The organism is Stenotrophomonas ginsengisoli (assembly GCF_001431485.1).
Classification (GTDB): domain Bacteria; phylum Pseudomonadota; class Gammaproteobacteria; order Xanthomonadales; family Xanthomonadaceae; genus Stenotrophomonas; species Stenotrophomonas ginsengisoli.
The window spans coordinates 53720-71006 of the sequence record NZ_LDJM01000045.1; the positions used below are offsets into that span (position 1 = coordinate 53720).

Below are 17287 nucleotides of genomic sequence, written 5' to 3' on the forward strand. Positions count from 1 at the left end.
TAACTCCTTTATTGGCGCAGCCCGTAGGCGGCCAGCTTTCCGTCAACGTCCTGCACCAGCAGGACTCCATTGGCTACCCGTGGTGCCGCCAGCAGGCGCTCACCACTGTGCTTGATGCGCCCGGCGAATTCGCCATCAGACAGACGCATCAGATGCAGATAACCTTCCAAATCACCAACCACGGCGTAGTCGCCGAGTACGGCCGTACCGGTCAGCTCACGGCGCGCCAGCGCCGGCTGCGACCACAGGGCGGCGCCACTGTACTTGTCCAGCGACCAGACCGTCCCCTTGCCATCGGACAACACTACCGCACCGGAGGTCACTGCCAGCTGACCGGCTCCACCGTGGTCACGCACCCACATCGGGCGGCCGCTGGGGCCGTCGATGGCCAGGGTCTGGTCCTTGTAGCTGGACACGAACACCACATTGCCATCGATCACCGGGGCGGCGTCGACATCGGCCATGCGCTCCAGGTCGGTACGGCCTTCGATCGGGCCGACCATCTGCTCCCATACCGGCGAGCCGTCATTCATGGCCAGGGCCGCCAAGGTGCCGTCATCGTTGCCGACGAAGGCCACACCCGGGCCAGCCAGCACCGGCGCGTTGCCACGCACGGTCAGGGCCGGCAGTTCCTGGGAATTGAACCAGCGCTGGGTACCGTTGCTGGCCTCGAAGGCGGTCACCCGGCCGTCGTTGCCACGCACGAACACCAGGCCATTGGCGATGGTCGGGGCGGCAATCACTTCCGAACGCACCTTGGCGCGCCACTGCTCGTTGCCGCCAGCGGCATCCAGCGCGATCACATCACCATTGAGGGTGCCGATCACCACCAGGCCACCACCGGCGCCCGGGCCACCGGACAGGCGCAGCTCCGGCTTGCCCTTTTCCTTTTCCGGCTTCCAGTGCCACAGGCTCTTGCCGGTGTTCAGGTCCAGCGCATGTACGCCGCCCTCCAGCGCAGCGGCGTACACCACACCATCGGCCACCGCCGGTGCCTGGGCAATACCGATACGGCCCTCGCCCTTGCCGACATTGGCCGACCACAGGCGACGCAGTTCCACGCTGGCGTCAAACTTGACCAGTTCGGCCGGCTCCAGTGCCTTCTTGGCCTTGGCCTTGTCCGAGGTGAACCAGTCCTTCATGCTGGCGCAGCCGGTCAGGCTCAGGCCCACCAGGGCCACTACCGCGAGTCGCTTGTACATGTACACCTGCCTCATTACGCAGTGGCGTCATCGTTTGCCGGCACTTCACCGCCGACATCGCTCAATTTGGTTTCCAGCAACCCGCGCTGCGGGGCATCGTCCTTCAGGCCTTCCAAGGCGCGGGCATAGACCTCACGCGCCTTGTCGGCATCGCCGCCGGCCACGTGGGCATCGCCGATGATTTCCAGACTGGTCGCATCGGTTGCGGCAGCCAAGGTGGTGATCGCCTCGGCCGGCTTGCCCGATTCGATCAGCAAGCGCGCAATGCGCTGGTCGACCAGGGACTTGAATTCACCTTCGGCCTTGAGCTCGCGCAGTACGCCAATGGCCTCCTCGACCTTGCCGGCATCCACCTGCGCCTTGACCAGCGCCAGCGCGGCCAGATCGACATAGATGCCATTGCTTTCGCTTTCCAGCGCCTTGACCTGACGGGCGGCCTCGTCCAGATCGCTGGAGGCCAGCTGATCCACCACGGCCTGATAACGGGCATTGTCGGCAGCCGAGCTGTTCAGCCGCGAGGACTGCCAGTTCTGCCAGCCCCAGATGGCCGCAATACCCAGAGCCACGCCACCGAGAATGCTCAAGCCATTGCGGCGCAACCAGTCCTGTACCCGCTGCCCTTGTTCGTGCTCGTCAAGAAGATCGTCGATCGCCATGCGTACTCTCACCCGCCGCGTGGGCTGGGCCTATGTGGAAAAACAGCCTCGCCACCATCAGTTGGACAGCGGAGACACCGAACCGTCAGAGGATACCGTAAAGCGGGCCACGTTGGACCGCCCCATTGTTGCCAGATCAATCGCACGGCCATCGATGCTGGCCTGCACCTGGGTGGAATTGCCCAGCAATACCCGGCCGATGGTCGTGGCCGGATAACTGCGCTGCTGGCCGGCCTGGACCAATGATTTCTCCACTACCTGGCCTTGCGGCCCGGCAATTTCAATCCAGCTGTCGCCGGCAAACACGAGCAGCAATTGCGCACCACCGGCCACCGCTGCGGCCGTGGCTGCCGGTTCGCCAGCCGGCGACGGCGCCGGACTGGCCACTACCGGAGAGGGCGCAGCGGTCACTGCACCTTCGGCGCCGGTCGACGCAGCCGGAACCGCATCCGCCACCGGCACTGGCAAGGCCAGACGCGCATCGTCCACGGCCACTTCAGCCGGCAGGGTATCCAGCGAGGTGACTTCGGCCTGTGGCTGCAACCAGGCGCGCAGCAGCATTGCGCCCGGCACCACCAGCACTGCGGCCAGGGCCACATAAGCCAGCTTGCGCCCCAACCCACCGGCGTAACGACGCATGCCCGGCCCGGGCCCATGACTGACCAGGGCCACCGGCGTCTGCTGCTCGGCCGGCACCTGGGTCATCAAGGGTGCCGGGTCCAGCTGCAGCAGGCGCGCATAGCTGCGCAGCTGCCCACGGATGAACACCGGCGCGCCCAGACGCTCCCAGTGACCTTGCTCCAGGGCTGCAACAACGTGCAGCGGCACCCGCAACTGGGTGGCGGCCTGATCCAACGACAATCCTGCTGCCTGGCGCGCCTTGCTCAACTGCTCCCCAGCAGCCTGCGCACCACTCCCCTCAACAACCGCTTCAGTGGTCACTGTTGATCAACCCTTGCGTCAGCGTCCTGGCCGGCACCCTGTGCCTGGTCCAGACGCGATTTATAGTGCTCGGCAGCAGCCTTGTCGCCCAGCTGTTCTTCAACCTTAATGGCCAGTTGTAACACGGAAGCCGTTGCCGGTGCAGCGCCCAGACGACGCTGGTAGAAAGCGCGCGCCGCCATCGGGTTGCCGCGCTGCAGCTGCAGGCTGGCCATCGATTCCAGCGCCCCGGGGTGCTCGGGATAGAACACCAGCGCCTTGCGCAACTCCTCCAGCGCCCGCTCCCACTGGCCACTGCGCTGGGCGCAGATGCCTGCATTGACATGCAGGTCAGCCGGCGCCGCATGCGCGTCCAGTGCAGCACGATCAAACAGCACCAGGGCCTCGGCCGCCTGTCCGTGCGAACACAGCCAGCCACCGTAATTGTTGAGCAGGTCGCCGCGGCGCGGAGACAAGGCCAGAGCGGCCTGGTATGTCTGCCCGGCCAGTTCATCGCGCCCCTGGGCTGCGTACACCGCCGCCAGCAAGGTCAGGCCATCGGGCTGGTCGCGATCAAAGGCCACTGCGCGCTTGGCCAGCCGCTCGGCTTCTTCCCACTGGCCATTGGCATAGGCACGCGAGGCCTGCAGGAAACGCCGCGACCACTCGCGTTCATCGGCCAGCTGGCGGGCAAGCTGACGCTCGCTCAGGACGGGAGCATCGGCTTGTTGCCCGGCGGCCCCGGCCTGCGCCGATACAGCACACGCCGACACGACGGCCAGCAGCACTGCCGGCAGCCGCCATGAAACAGGCTCAGAGGCCGGCCGCAGCACCGCCGCCAGCTTCCAGCGAACGCTTGAATTCGGCATTGCGCCGGGTACGGTCCATCACCTGGCCCTTGAGCTGGCCACAGGCCGCGTCAATGTCATCGCCACGGGTACGACGGACCATGGTCAGCACGCCCGAATCCAGCAGGATCTTCTGGAACGCACGGATGGACTCTTCGGTCGGGCGCTCGTAGCGGGTACCCGGGAACGGATTGAACGGAATGATGTTGATCTTGCCCGAATCCTTGGCCTGCACCTGGTTGTCGAACTGGCGCATCAGGCGGGCCAGCTGGCGGGCATGCTCGGGCAGGTCGTTGACGCCCTTCATCAGGGTGTATTCGAAGGTCACCGAGTCGCGTTTCTTGTTGGCACGCAGGTAGCGCGCACAGGAAGCCATCAACTCGACGATCGGGTATTTCTTGTTCAGCGGGACCAGGGTCTCGCGCAGTTCGTCATTGGGCGCATGCAGCGACACGGCCAGCGAGACATCGCTTTCCACCGACAGACGGTCGATCTGCGGCACCAGGCCGGAGGTGGACAGGGTCACACGCTTGTTGGCCAGGCCATAGCCCAGGTCGTCACGCATGATGCTCATCGCGCGGACGACGTTGTCGAAATTCATCAACGGCTCGCCCATGCCCATCATCACCACGTTGGTGAGGCGGCGCATCTGGTGCGGCACATTGCCCAGGTGGCGTGCCGCGACCCACACCTGGCCGATGATCTCGGCGGTGGACAGGTTGCGGTTGAAGCCCTGGGTGGCGGTGGAGCAGAAGGTGCAGTTCAAACCACAACCGACCTGCGAAGACACACACAGGGTGCCGCGGGTCTTGTCCGGGATGTACACCGTCTCGATGGCGTTCTTGCCATCGGTGCCCATGCTCAGCAACCACTTGTGGGTGCCGTCGGCCGAGGGCTTGTCAAACACGATGTTGGGGACGACGACCTCGGCATGCGCATGCAGCTTGGCGCGCAGCGGCTTGCCGAGGTCGGTCATCTGGTCGAAATCGGTGACGTAGCGATGGTGGATCCACTTCATCACCTGATGGGCACGGAAGCGCTGTTTCTCGCCGAGCACCTCGTCGAAAAACTTCTCCAGGCCCGCGCGATCGAGGTCGAGCAGGTTCTGCTTCTTGATCACCGGTACGGCGGCGGCGGGAGCCGGCACCAGCACCGACGGAATCACGACCTCGTTCACGTCAACCACTCCTTATCGCTTAGCGCGAGACAACTTCGGTGCCGGCGAAGAAGTAAGCCACTTCGTTGGCAGCGTTCTCGACCGAATCCGAACCGTGGGCGGCATTGGCGTCGATGGATTCAGCGAAGTCGGCACGGATGGTGCCCGGAGCTGCTTCCTTCGGGTTGGTGGCGCCCAGCAGGTCGCGGTGGGCCAGGACGGCGTTCTCGCCTTCCAGGGCCTGGATCATCACCGGGCCGGAGATCATGAACTCGACCAGGGCGTTGAAGAACGGACGCTCGCGGTGCACGGCGTAGAAGCCTTCGGCTTCGGCGCGCGACAGCTGCTTGTACTTGGCGGCCACGACCTTCAGGCCGGCCTTTTCGAAGCGGGCGTAGATTTCGCCGATCACGTTCTTGGCAACGGCATCGGGCTTGATGATGGACAGGGTGCGCTCGAGAGCCATGGGAATATCCTCAGGGGTAATGGGTCAAACGACCCGAAACGGGTAAACCCGCGTGTTTACGCGGACTTGAGATAAAAGGCAGTCGGCAATTCTAGCGCCCGCCGCCTGTTTTTGCACAGGCGCAGCTGAATGATGCTGCGACGCAACATGACGACAACCCGGGTTCGGCCGTAGGATCAAACAATCGTTTGATTGATAGCCCTCATGCCCAAGCCTGCCCAGTTCTCGACCAAGGACCGCATCCTCAGCGCTGCCGAGGAGCTGTTTGCCGTGCACGGCTTTGCCGGCACCTCGCTGCGCCAGGTCACCAGCGTGGCCGATGTGAACATCGCCGCGGTCAACTACCACTTCGGCTCCAAGGACAACCTGGTCAACGAAGTGTTCCGCCGGCGCATGGACGAGATGTCCAGTGCCCGTATGAGCCAGCTGCAGGCGGCCAGTGCCGAGCACCCCGGCGACCTGCGCGCGGTACTGGCGGCCTTTGTCGAGCCGGCCCTGGCCCTGGCCGGGCAGCAGCACGGCGGCGGCGCCTTCGTGCGCGTGATCGCCCGCGCCTACGCCGAAAAGAACGACAACCTGCGCAAGTTCCTGTCCGACCACTACGGCCATGTACTGCGTGAATTCGCCCGCGCCATTGCCGCCTGCCTGCCCGGTCTTTCCAAGGAGCAGCTGTACTGGCGCCTGGACCTTCTTGCCGGTGCGCTGACCTATGCCATGGCAGATTTCGGCTTGATCAAGCGCCCTGCAGATACTTCCGAAGCCGACCACCGCAGCCGCGCCGCGCGTGAACTGATCCAGTTCGCCGAGGCCGGCTTCCGCGCCGCCTCTGGCCAGTAATCCCTTTCCACCCGTAGTTGCAGACCAAACTCAAAGGTTTACCAACATGTCCAATACCCTGCTCGTCCGCCGCGTCGCCGTCCTTGGCGCAGGCGTCATGGGGGCACAGATTGCCGCCCACCTCACCAACGCCGGCGTGGACACCGTGCTGTTCGACCTTGCCGCCAAGGAAGGCCCGGCCGATGGCATCGTGCTCAAGGCCATTGCCAACCTGGCCAAGCTGAGCCCTGCCCCGCTGGCCTCCAAGTCCCTGACCGGCGCGATCACCGCGGCCAACTACGACACCGGCCTGGAACAGCTGCGCGACTGCGACCTGATCATCGAGGCCATCGCCGAGCGCATGGACTGGAAGCAGGACCTGTACAAGAAGATCGCCCCGTTCGTGAAGGACACCGCGGTGCTGGCCTCCAACACCTCTGGCCTGGGCATCAACAAGCTGGCCGACGTGCTGCCCGAGCAGCTGCGCCACCGCTTCTGCGGCGTGCACTTCTTCAACCCGCCGCGCTACATGCACCTGGCCGAGCTGATCCCGGCCAACAGCACCGACAAGGCCGTGCTGGAAGGCCTGGAAACCTTCCTGGTGACCAACCTGGGCAAGGGTGTGGTGTATGCAAAGGACACCCCGAACTTCATCGGCAACCGCATCGGCGTGTTCTCCATTCTGTCCACCATCTTCCACACCCAGCAGTTCGGCCTGGGCTTTGATGAGGTGGACGGCCTGACCGGCCCGCTGATCGGCCGCGCCAAGTCGGCCACCTACCGCACCTCGGATGTGGTCGGCCTGGACACCATGGCCCACGTGATCAAGACCATGGGCGACACCCTGCCCAATGACCCGTGGCATGCCTTCTTCAAGTCGCCGGCCTGGCTGGACGGCCTGATCGCCAAGGGCGCCCTGGGCCAGAAGACCCGCGCCGGCATCTTCCGCAAGGTCGGCAAGGACATCATGGTCCTGGATGTGGACAAGCAGGATTACCGCCTCTCCGACCGCGCCGCCGCGACCGAAGTGGTCGAGATCCTGAAGATCAAGAACCCGGCTGAAAAGTTTGCCCAGCTGCGCGCCAGCAACCATCCTCAGGCACAGTTCCTGTGGGCCCTGTTCCGCGACCTGTTCCATTACAGCGCCTACCACCTGGCCGACATTGCCGACACCGCCCGCGATGTCGACTTCGCCATCCGCTGGGGCTACGGCTGGAAGCTCGGCCCGTTCGAGACCTGGCAGGCCGCCGGCTGGCAGCAGGTCGCCGGCTGGATTGCCGAGGACATTGCCGCCGGCAAGGCCATGGTCAATGTGCCGCTGCCGGCCTGGGTGCTGGACGGCCGTGACGGCGTGCATACCGCTGAAGGAAGCTACAACCCGTCCACCAATGCGATCACCCCGCGCTCGGATCTGGCCGTGTACGGCCGCCAGCGCTTCCCCGATCCGGTACTGGGCGAGCGTTTCGACGCCGGCCAGACCGTGTGGGAGAACGAGGGCGTGCGCCTGTGGACCGATGGCGACGGCGTCGGCGTGATCAGCTTCAAGACCAAGATGAACACCGTGTCGGACCACGTCCTGAACGGCATCCAGGAAGCGATCGGCCTGGCCGAGAAGCAGTTCAAGGCGGTGGTGATATGGCAGAACGGCGAGCCGTTCTCGGCCGGTGCCGACCTGGCCGGCGCCCTGGGCCTGCTCAAGGAAGGCAAGGTCGACCAGTTCGAGGAAATGGTGGCCAACTTCCAGCGCACCAGCCAGCGCATCAAGTACGCCCTGGTCCCGGTGGTGGCGGCCGTGCGCGGCCTGGCCCTGGGCGGCGGCTGCGAATTCCAGATGCATTCGGCCAAGACCGTGGCCTCGCTGGAAAGCTACATCGGCCTGGTCGAGGCCGGCGTCGGCCTGCTGCCGGCCGGTGGCGGCCTGAAGGAAATCGCCGTGCGTGCCAGCCAGGCGGCGGGCAGCAGCGGCGACATCTTCGCCGAGCTGAAGAAGAGCTTTGAAACCGTGGCCATGGCCAAGGTCTCCAACTCGGCGGTCAATGCCAAGGAACTGGGCCTGATGCGCGCCGGCGACAAGGTCGTGTTCAACGCCTTCGAACTGCTGCACATCGCCAAGGCCGAAGCCATTGGCCTGGCCGAGGGCGGCTACCGTCCGCCGCTGCCGGCACGCAGCATCCGCGTGGCCGGTGACGTGGGCATCGCCACCTTCAAGATGATGCTGGTCAACATGCTCGAAGGCTATTTCGTCAGCCCCTACGACTACGAGATTGCCGAGCGCATCGCCACCGTGGTCTGCGGCGGCAAGCTCGACCGCAATGCGGTGGTCGACGAGCAGTGGCTGCTGGACCTGGAGCGCAAGCACTTTGTCGAGCTGGCCCAGCAGGAAAAGACCCAGGCCCGTATTGCCCACATGCTCAGCACCGGCAAGCCGCTGCGCAACTGAGTGCGGCCAGAGCAGGCGGCCACCCCGGTGGCCGCCCTCCCCGCCCACTGACCGCACCCTTTTGAAGAGATCCAAACCATGAGCAAGCAAATCCAGGACGCCTACATCGTCGCCGCCACCCGTACCCCGGTCGGCAAGGCCCCCAAGGGCATGTTCCGCAACACCCGCCCCGATGACATGCTGGCCCACGTGCTCAAGAGCGTGGTGGCCCAGGCCCCGGGCATCGATGTCAACCGCATCGATGACGCGATCATCGGCTGCGCCATGCCCGAGGGCGAGCAGGGCATGAACGTGGCCCGCATCGGCACCCTGCTGGCCGGCCTGCCCAACACCGTGGCCGCACAGACCATCAACCGCTTCTGCTCCTCCGGCCTGCAGGCCGTGGCCCTGGCCGCTGACCAGATCCGCCTGGGCAATGCCGACCTGATGCTGGCCGGCGGCACCGAGTCGATGTCGATGGTGCCGATGATGGGCAACAAGATCGCCATGGCCCCCAGCGTGTTCGACAACGACCACGTCGCCATTGCATACGGCATGGGCATCACCGCCGAAAAGGTCGCCCAGGAATGGAAGGTCAGCCGCGAAGACCAGGATGCCTTCGCCCTGGCCTCGCACGAGAAGGCACTGGCGGCCATTGCCAGTGGCCAGTTCCGTGACGAGATCAGCCCCTACGAGATCCTCAGCCAGCTGCCGGAGCTGGGCAGCGGCAAGATCATCACCCGCCGCCAGATCGTGGACACCGATGAAGGCCCGCGTGCCGGCTCTTCGATCGAAGGCCTGGCCAAGCTCAAGCCGGTGTTCCGCAACGGCGCCTTTGGCGGCTCGGTCACCGCCGGCAATTCCTCGCAGATGAGCGACGGCGCCGGTGCGGTGCTGCTGGCGTCGGAGCAGGCAATCAAGGATTACGGCCTGACCCCACTGGCCCGTTTCGTCAGCTTCTCCGTGGCCGGCGTGCGCCCGGAAGTGATGGGCATCGGCCCGATCGAGGCGATCCCGAAGGCGCTCAAGCAGGCCGGCCTGAGCCAGGACCAGCTGGACTGGATCGAGCTCAACGAAGCCTTCGCCGCCCAGGCCCTGGCCGTGATGCGCACCTGCGAGCTGGACCCGTCCAAGGTCAACCCGCTGGGCGGCGCCATTGCCCTGGGTCACCCGCTGGGTGCCACCGGCGCCATCCGTACCGCCACCCTGGTCCACGGCCTGCGCCGCACCCAGCAGAAGTACGGCATGGTGACCATGTGCATCGGCACCGGCATGGGCGCAGCGGGCATCTTCGAAGCCCTGTAAACCGCCATGGGCAACGGCAGCCATGCGCTGCTGCTGCCCGCAGCGCCGCGCCGGACACGCCACACACACAAACAAAAAGGAGGCCGCAAGGCCTCCTTTTTGTTGGTGCAGACTACCGGCTGCAAGGATCAGGGCTTGCGCTGAACCTCGCGCGCGGCAAACGGCAGCACCTTGCGCTCGGCAGGCGACCGGTCGGCCGGCACCGCCGTACACCGGTAGTCAGGCACCAGCAGCTCCAGCAGGCTGGCCAGACGCACCAAGTCGTACTGACGGCAGGCCTCACGCATCTGGGTCAGGGCCTGCTGCATCGGCTCATGGGCAAACCCACGCACGTTGGTTTCCAGCACCTTGGGATGCGCGGTGGGCGTGTTGTGCTCATCGGCGTAGTACAGGGTCTCGTGCAACTTCTCGCCAGGACGCAGGCCGGAGAAAACGATCTGGATGTCGCGGCCGGGTACCCGCCCGGCCAGACGGATCATCTGCTCGGCCAGCTTCACGATCGGCACCGGCTGCCCCATGTCCAGGGTATAGACCGCGCCCTTGGTGGAGGACGATACCGCCTGCAGAATCAATAGACAGGCCTCGGGAATGGTCATGAAATAACGGGTGACCTGCGGATCGGTGACCGTGACCGGGCCACCGGCGGCAATCTGCTGCTTGAACAGCGGCACCACACTGCCCGCCGAACCCAGTACGTTGCCGAAACGCACGGTGACAAAACGCGTACGCGACTGCTGGCGATCCAACGCCTGGCAAACCATCTCCGCCGCACGCTTGCTCGCCCCCAGTGCGTTGATCGGATTGACAGCCTTGTCGGTGGAGATCAACACGAACTGACGCACGCCGGCAGCAACCGCGGCCTCGGCCACAGTCTGGCTGGCCAATACGTTGTTGCGCACCGCCTCGCGCAACTGCGCCTCCAGCACCGGCACATGCTTGTAGGCTGCCGCATGGAAGACAGCATCCACCGACGCCAGACCGAGGGCATGGCGCATCACTGCCGGATCGCCGCAATCACCCAGCACTGCCACCAGCTCGACGCCGGGGAAACTGCGCCGCAGCTCGGTCTCGACGGTGGACAACAGCAGTTCACTGATCTCCACCAGCACCAGACGCGACACACCATGGCGCGCACACTGGCGGCACAGCTCCGAGCCGATCGAGCCGCCCGCACCGGTGACCAGCACCGAGCGCTGGCCAAGCCAGTGCCGGATCAGCGCCCAGTCCGGCTGCACCGGCTGCCGGCCGAGCAGGTCTTCCAGCGACACTTCCTTCAGCGCCATGCCGCGGCCGGCCAGCACATCATCCACACTCGGCGCGACGCGGTATGGCAATCCCGCAGACTCACACAAACCAACCACGCGTTGCAGGCCCGCCGCATCCAGGCTCGGGATGGCAATCACCAGCAGCTTGGCGGCGGTCTCCCGGGCCACTTCAGGCACATCATCCAAGGTTCCCAGGACGGAAAGCCCCAGCAATTTGGCCCCTTTCAGGTGCGCCGCGTCATCAAGCAGACCGATCGGCTCGTACTGACCGGAGCGGCGCAGGTCACGGATCAGGTTGGCCGCGGTGTCACCAGCGCCAAGGATCAAGACACGACGCATGGCACCGTCATTGCGTATCGAACGGTAATCACTCCAGGCCCGGTACAACAGACGCGGCATGCCTAGAAAGGCAGCCAGCACAATCGGATAGAAAGCCAGAACCGACAAGGGCACACCGGCCAGGCGATTGAAGGCCAGCGCCAGCACAATGGCGGCCACGCCCAGGAAGCAGGCACGGAAAATATTGCCCAGGTCGGTCACGCTGGCAAAACGCCAGACGCCTTTGTACAACCCCACCCACCAGAACACCAGGCCCTGCAACAGAACCACACAGGCCGTAGTCCACCCGAACAGCGGCAGAGCGGGCGGGTCATCCAGAATGGCGTATCGGGCAAGGTGCAGAACCTGCCATGCCGACCAGACCATCACCAGATCATGGGCGATGACGGCCAGACGGGGAATATGGGCCACCGCATCCTGCCAGTGCCGACTACTCATTGCCTCTCCTTTGGCTGGTGGCAATCAACATCGATCGACGCCACCCCCAGATCATACCGGCCAACGACCACAACAGGACTGAAAGCAACAGCGTCCAGGCCGTATCCATGCCACTACCCTTCAGTGCCAGAACACCACATACCAACGTGACCAGGCCATAACCCAGAGTCACGGCAGCATGCCCGGCACCGCATTTGATGTACCACTGGTACAGATGCTCGGTATGCGCCTGCATCCAACGGTCCCCTCGGCATATTCTGACCAACAAAGTGAATCCGGCATCAACAAGGAAGACACTCATCGGCCACAGCACCATGATCGGTGCAACACCTTGCCCCCGGCGCACCACGAGGATGGCCAGCAGTGCCATCAACAGACCCAGTGCCCCGCTACCCACATCGCCAAGGAAAATACGCGCGCGCGGGAAGTTGAACGGCAGGAAGGCCAGACAGGCCAAGGCCACCAGCCAGGCGGCAGGCGCCAGATCCGCAGGCAGCCAGATGGCCATGAACATGGCAACCAACGCGGCCTGACTCACGGCCAGGCCATTGATGCCATCCATGAAATTCCAGATATTGATCAGCCCTACTGTCAATGCGAAAGCCAGCAACGACCATAGCGGGCCACCGCCATCGCGCCAGACCAGCCCCGCCAACAGGACGCCGGCCAGCATATGCACCAACAGGCGATGGATTGCAGGCAGGGGGCGGTGATCATCCCACCAGCCAATGCCGGCCACCAAGGCCAGGGCCAGGGCAGACACCAGCAGCTCCACCCGCCAGGCCGGCAGCATCAGCGCCGCCGCACCAGCGGCAAGCAACAGCGCGGCCACCACCCCGGCTCCACCGCCACGCGGCGTGGCTACCTGATGGCTGCGACGCTCACCCGGTTGATCCAGCAGCTGCCGTTTGCGCGCGTACTGCAAGGCCAGCCAGCAGCACAACAGCGCCAACATGAAAAAGGCCAGCAGGCTCCCTCCCGCTTGCAGCATGTTCACAGCACCGCGAAATTGGCCAGGGGCTTGACCGAACCCCATTCCTTGCAGCTGGGGCAATGCCAGTGATGGGTGCGCGCACCAAAGCCACACTTGGTGCAACGGTAAGCCGGGTTGCGCACCAGCAACTGGTCGGTGATGTGTTTGAGGTCCTGCAAGGTGGCCACCGGATCGGCGCCTTCGGCCAGGGTCAGGTCAATCAAGGCCGATTCACCACGTACCGACGGGCGATCCTTGAGCTGACGCCCCAGATAGGCACGTGCCGGGCCAATGCCCTCCTGGGCTTCCATCAACTGGGTCAGGGCCAGTACCGGGGCGATGCCACGGTAGTGCTCGGTCATCTCGGCCAGGAAGGCACGCGCACCGGCAATGTCGCCCACCGCACGGTAATTTTTCATCAGCTGCGGCAGGATTTCCGGCAGGTAATCCGGGTCATTGCGCGCGGCCCGCTCGAAGGCGCGCACGGCGGCCTCGTCATTGCCGAAATCGCTTTCCAGACGGCCCTCGATGATGCCGGCGCGCACGCTCATGGCATCGGCCTGGTTGGCCCGGGCAATCGCCTCGCGAGCCAGGTCCAGGCGCCCGGTGGCGCGATGACGCTCGGCCAGTTCGCATTGAAACTGGGCAATCAGCTTGCCCATCGGCTCACCGGTGACTTCCTCGTACCGGTTGGCGTTGTCGATCGCTTTTTCCCAGTCACGTTCTGCCTGGTAAATGGCAATCAGATGCTTCAAGGCTGCCGGAGCACGCTGGTCGATCCGGGCCAGATCGGTGAACACGGTTTCCGCACGATCCAGCAGGCCGGACTTCATGTAGTCCTCGCCCAGGGCCAGCAGGGACTGCACCCGCTGCGCATCGGTCAGGTCGGTGCGGTTGGCCAGGCCCTGGTGCAGACGGATCGCCCGGTCCACCTCGCCACGCCGGCGGAACAGGTGCCCTAGTGCCAGCTGGGTCTCGAAGGTTTCCTTGTCCAGCTCGGCAATGTGCAGGAACAGCTCGATCGCCTTGTCCGGCTGCTCGCCGAGCAGGTAATTCAAACCACGGAAGTAGGTGCTGGACAAGCGGCTGACCTGGCTGCTGTTGTGCCGCTCACCGCCTCGCCGGCCGATGATCCAGCCTGCCACAGCTGCCAGCGGCACAAAGAGGAAAAACCACAACCATTCAGTGATGAAGTCCATCGCAGGTCACATGACTCGGGTATTGAGGAGGGCGACAACAGCGCACAAGGCACTGGCGCAATGATGAACCTTGCCGCATGCCACAGGAGTGATCATGCGCACGAAGCCGCAGCAAACGTGCCCGGGCACGTACACGCAACTTCAAGACAGGAGGATCCAGCGCAACAGACATGGGCCGGCCGGATGGCAGCAGGCAGTTGTCGGGGTGGACAGGGCTCAGTCGCGTTCACTGAGCGGAGATTCCAGCGGCACCACGTCGGTGACACGCTCACGCAGCTCCTTGCCAGGCTTGAAATGCGGTACATGCTTGCCGGGCAAAGCGACCGGATCGCCGGTCTTGGGATTGCGCCCCAGTCGTGCGGGACGGTAATGCAGGGAGAAACTGCCAAAACCGCGGATCTCGATACGATCGCCGTCGGCCAGGGCTCCCCCCATCATCTCAAGCAATGATTTGACTGCCAGATCTACATCATCGGCTTTCAGGTGAGCCTGACGCCGCGCGAGGATTTCAATCAATTCGCTTTTGGTCATTGCACGCTCGAAGATGGGTTCTTGCGTGGAGATGGCCCGGGCGGACCCGGGCCATCACCTTTTTACCACTCAGGCAGGAGGATTACTCGCCCTTGCCGCCCAGCTGTGCGCGCAGCAGTGCGCCCAGGCTGGTGGTGCCGGTGGCAGCTTCGGTCGAGTTCTTGTTGAACTCAGCCAGGGCTTCGGCGGTTTCAGCCTCGTCCTTGGCCTTGATCGACAGCTGCAGTGCGCGGCCCTTGCGGTCCATGCCCACGAACTTGGCTTCGACCTTGTCGCCAACCTTCAGGAACTGGGTGGCATCGTCAACGCGCTCGTTGGCGATGTCACGGGCCATCACGTAGCCCTCCACGCCGTCGGCCAGCTCAATGGTTGCGCCCTTGGCGTCAACTTCCTTCACCACGCCTTCGACCTTCGAACCCTTCGGGTTGGAAGCCATGTACTGACCGAACGGGTCCTGCTCCAGCTGCTTGACGCCCAGCGAGATGCGCTCACGTTCCGGATCGACAGCCAGGACAACGGCTTCCAGGGTGTCGCCCTTCTTGTAGTTGCGCACCACGTCTTCGCCAGTGGTTGCCCAGCTGATGTCGGACAGGTGGACCAGGCCGTCGATGCCGCCGTCCAGACCGATGAAGATACCGAAATCGGTGATCGACTTGATCTGGCCGGAAACCTTGTCACCCTTCTTGTGGATGGCAGCGAAGGTTTCCCACGGGTTGGCAGCAACCTGCTTCATGCCCAGCGAGATGCGACGACGCTCTTCATCAACGTCCAGCACCATCACTTCGACTTCGTCACCAACCTGCACAACCTTGGACGGGTTGACGTTCTTGTTGGTCCAATCCATTTCCGAAACGTGCACCAGGCCTTCGACGCCCGGCTCGATTTCGACAAATGCGCCGTAATCGGTCACGTTGGAGACCTTGCCGAAGACGCGGCTGTTGGCCGGGTAACGACGGGCAATGTTTTCCCACGGATCTTCGCCCAGCTGCTTCAGACCCAGCGAAACGCGGTTGCGCTCGCGGTCGAACTTCAGCACGCGCACGTCCAGCTCGTCGCCGACGTTGACCACTTCGGACGGATGGCGCACGCGCTTCCATGCCATGTCGGTGATGTGCAGCAGGCCGTCGATACCGCCCAGGTCCACGAATGCGCCGTAGTCGGTCAGGTTCTTGACAACACCCTTCAGGATGGCGCCTTCGACCAGCTTGTCCATCAGTGCTTCGCGCTCTTCGGAGTGCTCGGACTCAACGACGGCACGACGCGAGACGACAACGTTGTTGCGCTTGCGATCCAGCTTGATCAGCTTGAATTCCAGTTCCTTGCCTTCCAGGTAGGCCGGGTCACGAACCGGACGCACGTCGACCAGCGAGCCCGGCAGGAATGCGCGGACGTCCTTGATGTCGACGGTGAAACCACCCTTGACCTTGCCGCTGATGCGGCCGGTGATGGTTTCGTTCTTTTCCAGAGCTTCTTCCAGCTCGTCCCACACCATGGCGCGCTTGGCCTTCTCGCGCGACAGCACGGTTTCGCCGAAACCGTTTTCCAGCGAGTCCAGGGCGACCTTGACCTGGTCGCCTTCGGCGACGTCGATTTCGCCAGCATCGTTACGGAACTGCTCGATCGGCACGATGCCTTCGGACTTCAGGCCGGCGTTGATCACCACCACGTCGCCGCGGACGGCAACAACGGTACCGGTGACGATGGCACCCGGCTTCAGCTTGGCAAGGTTGGCCTGACTGGCTTCAAACAGTTCGGCAAAAGATTCGGTCATTTGAGATTACTCAGATTGAACACACAGGCAGGGGAATCATCATCGATGCCCGGCTGCCCGCCCGGTTAGTCGACCCCGGTGCAGCAGGTCGCGTGTGAAGTGAATGAACCCGCCAGGCATCATTGCCCGACGGAGGGGTTACAGCATTGGGTACAACATCAGCCGCCCGAAAGTGGCCAACCTGCCTGTACTGCCCGAAGGCAGCACGTCTAGTGATGCGACAGCCCCGGGTTACGGGGTTGCCGGTGCCGGCAGCAGGTCCAGCACGCGGGCCACGACGTCATCGATGCCCATACCGCTGGTATCGATCAAAACGGCGTCATCGGCCGGCTTCAGTGGCGCCACGGTGCGCTGTGCATCACGCGCATCGCGGGCCATGATTTCACGCAGAAGATCGTCAAAGTTAACGCAAACTCCCTTCTGACTCAACTGATTATGGCGTCGCTGCGCGCGCTCCTCGGCGCTGGCGGTCAGAAACACCTTGTACGGCGCATCGGCAAAGATCACCGTACCCATGTCGCGGCCGTCGGCCACCAACCCTGGCGCGCGCCTGAATGCGCGCTGACGCTCCTTCAGGGCAGCCCGCACTTCCGGGATCGCGGCAATTGCCGAAGCCACCGCACCGGTGGTCTCCAGACGCAGCTCGTCGGTGGCGTCCACGCCATTGACCATCACCCGCAGGTCACCCTCGGCCCGCTCGACAAACTCGACCTGGGTGTCAAAGGTGCAGCGCACCAGCGCCGCGGCGTCGGAAATGTCCAGATTGGCCCAGCTGGCCGCCACCCCGACCGCGCGGTACAGCGCGCCCGAATCCAGGTAATGCCAACCCATGCGGCGGGCGACAATACGGCTGACAGTACCCTTGCCGGCGCCGGAAGGGCCATCAATGGTGAGAACGGTGGCAAGCTCGGTCATGTGCGGTGAACTGGTGGAGGTGCTGCTATTCTACCCCTTGCTGGCCCCGCCAGCCGAACCGCCGCCA

Annotated in this window: 15 protein-coding genes; 3 read left to right on the top strand and 12 right to left on the bottom strand. The window is 64.3% G+C overall.

Annotation, left to right across the window (positions count from 1 at the left end; genetic code table 11):
* Window positions 1-8 precede the first annotated feature (8 nt).
* The 6 genes from bamB to ndk are packed head-to-tail and all read right to left on the bottom strand — an operon-like array spanning window position 9 to window position 5249.
* Window positions 9-1217, bottom strand: a complete 1209-nt coding sequence (bamB, locus tag ABB30_RS14345) for an outer membrane protein assembly factor BamB (RefSeq protein ID WP_057638993.1) — start codon at window positions 1215-1217, stop codon at window positions 9-11.
* The gene (locus ABB30_RS14350) at window positions 1217-1858 is read right to left on the bottom strand and encodes a YfgM family protein (protein ID WP_057638994.1); all 642 of its coding nucleotides are present in this window, start codon (window positions 1856-1858) and stop codon (window positions 1217-1219) included. Before ABB30_RS14350 ends, bamB begins: the two co-directional genes overlap by 1 nt.
* Before the next feature lie 57 nt (window positions 1859-1915).
* A complete protein-coding gene (locus tag ABB30_RS14355; protein WP_083489897.1) occupies window positions 1916-2800 on the bottom strand; it encodes a helix-turn-helix domain-containing protein in 885 nt (294 codons plus the stop codon).
* Window positions 2797-3567 carry a tetratricopeptide repeat protein gene (locus ABB30_RS14360; RefSeq protein ID WP_057638996.1) on the bottom strand — a complete coding sequence of 257 codons (771 nt, stop codon included), beginning with the start codon at window positions 3565-3567 and terminating at the stop codon, window positions 2797-2799. The genes ABB30_RS14355 and ABB30_RS14360 overlap by 4 nt, the downstream gene beginning before the upstream one ends.
* A 25-nt stretch (window positions 3568-3592) precedes the next feature.
* Window positions 3593-4792 (bottom strand): dual-specificity RNA methyltransferase RlmN, encoded by a 1200-nt coding sequence (gene rlmN / locus ABB30_RS14365; protein ID WP_425477413.1) that lies wholly within the window; start codon window positions 4790-4792, stop codon window positions 3593-3595.
* 31 nt (window positions 4793-4823) lie between these two features.
* A complete protein-coding gene (gene ndk / locus ABB30_RS14370; protein WP_057638998.1) occupies window positions 4824-5249 on the bottom strand; it encodes a nucleoside-diphosphate kinase in 426 nt (141 codons plus the stop codon).
* Window positions 5250-5453: 204 nt separating this feature from the next.
* Here ndk and ABB30_RS14375 point away from each other — a divergent pair, with 204 nt between their 5' ends.
* From ABB30_RS14375 to ABB30_RS14385, 3 genes are all read left to right on the top strand, one after another.
* Entirely contained in the window at window positions 5454-6086 is a 633-nt protein-coding gene (locus ABB30_RS14375) for a TetR/AcrR family transcriptional regulator (RefSeq protein WP_057638999.1), read from the top strand.
* A 46-nt stretch (window positions 6087-6132) separates the two neighbouring features.
* On the top strand, window positions 6133-8505 hold the full coding sequence (locus ABB30_RS14380; RefSeq protein ID WP_057639000.1) for a 3-hydroxyacyl-CoA dehydrogenase/enoyl-CoA hydratase family protein: 2373 nt from the start codon (window positions 6133-6135) through the stop codon (window positions 8503-8505).
* A 78-nt stretch (window positions 8506-8583) separates the two neighbouring features.
* Window positions 8584-9789 carry an acetyl-CoA C-acyltransferase gene (locus ABB30_RS14385; protein WP_057639001.1) on the top strand — a complete coding sequence of 402 codons (1206 nt, stop codon included), beginning with the start codon at window positions 8584-8586 and terminating at the stop codon, window positions 9787-9789.
* A gap of 128 nt (window positions 9790-9917) precedes the next feature.
* Here ABB30_RS14385 and ABB30_RS14390 read toward each other — a convergent pair whose 3' ends face one another.
* The 6 genes from ABB30_RS14390 to cmk all read right to left on the bottom strand — a co-directional run bounded on the left by ABB30_RS14390 (window position 9918) and on the right by cmk (window position 17220).
* Window positions 9918-11831, bottom strand: a complete 1914-nt coding sequence (locus ABB30_RS14390) for a polysaccharide biosynthesis protein (RefSeq protein ID WP_057639002.1) — start codon at window positions 11829-11831, stop codon at window positions 9918-9920.
* A complete protein-coding gene (locus ABB30_RS14395; RefSeq protein WP_057639003.1) occupies window positions 11824-12822 on the bottom strand; it encodes an MraY family glycosyltransferase in 999 nt (332 codons plus the stop codon). The genes ABB30_RS14390 and ABB30_RS14395 overlap by 8 nt, the downstream gene beginning before the upstream one ends.
* Before the next feature lie 2 nt (window positions 12823-12824).
* Complete coding sequence (gene lapB / locus ABB30_RS14400; RefSeq protein ID WP_057639004.1) at window positions 12825-14003, bottom strand: lipopolysaccharide assembly protein LapB; 1179 nt, start codon at window positions 14001-14003, stop codon at window positions 12825-12827.
* A gap of 216 nt (window positions 14004-14219) precedes the next feature.
* Entirely contained in the window at window positions 14220-14534 is a 315-nt protein-coding gene (locus ABB30_RS14405; protein ID WP_057639005.1) for an integration host factor subunit beta, read from the bottom strand.
* An 82-nt stretch (window positions 14535-14616) separates the two neighbouring features.
* Window positions 14617-16305 carry a 30S ribosomal protein S1 gene (rpsA, locus tag ABB30_RS14410; protein ID WP_057639006.1) on the bottom strand — a complete coding sequence of 563 codons (1689 nt, stop codon included), beginning with the start codon at window positions 16303-16305 and terminating at the stop codon, window positions 14617-14619.
* A gap of 231 nt (window positions 16306-16536) precedes the next feature.
* On the bottom strand, window positions 16537-17220 hold the full coding sequence (cmk, locus tag ABB30_RS14415; protein ID WP_057639007.1) for a (d)CMP kinase: 684 nt from the start codon (window positions 17218-17220) through the stop codon (window positions 16537-16539).
* Between the last annotated feature and the right edge of the window lie 67 nt (window positions 17221-17287).

Excerpts from the sequence above, each read along its gene's own strand:
- ABB30_RS14375 (WP_057638999.1), top strand. The coding sequence starts at position 5,454 with ATGCCCAAGCCTGCCCAGTTCTCGACCAAGGACCGCATCCTCAGCGCT.
- ndk (WP_057638998.1), bottom strand. The coding sequence starts at position 5,249 with ATGGCTCTCGAGCGCACCCTGTCCATCATCAAGCCCGATGCCGTTGCC.
- ABB30_RS14385 (WP_057639001.1), top strand. The coding sequence starts at position 8,584 with ATGAGCAAGCAAATCCAGGACGCCTACATCGTCGCCGCCACCCGTACC.
- lapB (WP_057639004.1), bottom strand. The coding sequence starts at position 14,003 with ATGGACTTCATCACTGAATGGTTGTGGTTTTTCCTCTTTGTGCCGCTG.
- rpsA (WP_057639006.1), bottom strand. The coding sequence starts at position 16,305 with ATGACCGAATCTTTTGCCGAACTGTTTGAAGCCAGTCAGGCCAACCTT.
- ABB30_RS14395 (WP_057639003.1), bottom strand. The coding sequence starts at position 12,822 with ATGCTGCAAGCGGGAGGGAGCCTGCTGGCCTTTTTCATGTTGGCGCTG.
- bamB (WP_057638993.1), bottom strand. The coding sequence starts at position 1,217 with ATGAGGCAGGTGTACATGTACAAGCGACTCGCGGTAGTGGCCCTGGTG.
- ABB30_RS14350 (WP_057638994.1), bottom strand. The coding sequence starts at position 1,858 with ATGGCGATCGACGATCTTCTTGACGAGCACGAACAAGGGCAGCGGGTA.
- cmk (WP_057639007.1), bottom strand. The coding sequence starts at position 17,220 with ATGACCGAGCTTGCCACCGTTCTCACCATTGATGGCCCTTCCGGCGCC.
- ABB30_RS14405 (WP_057639005.1), bottom strand. The coding sequence starts at position 14,534 with ATGACCAAAAGCGAATTGATTGAAATCCTCGCGCGGCGTCAGGCTCAC.
- ABB30_RS14380 (WP_057639000.1), top strand. The coding sequence starts at position 6,133 with ATGTCCAATACCCTGCTCGTCCGCCGCGTCGCCGTCCTTGGCGCAGGC.
- ABB30_RS14390 (WP_057639002.1), bottom strand. The coding sequence starts at position 11,831 with ATGAGTAGTCGGCACTGGCAGGATGCGGTGGCCCATATTCCCCGTCTG.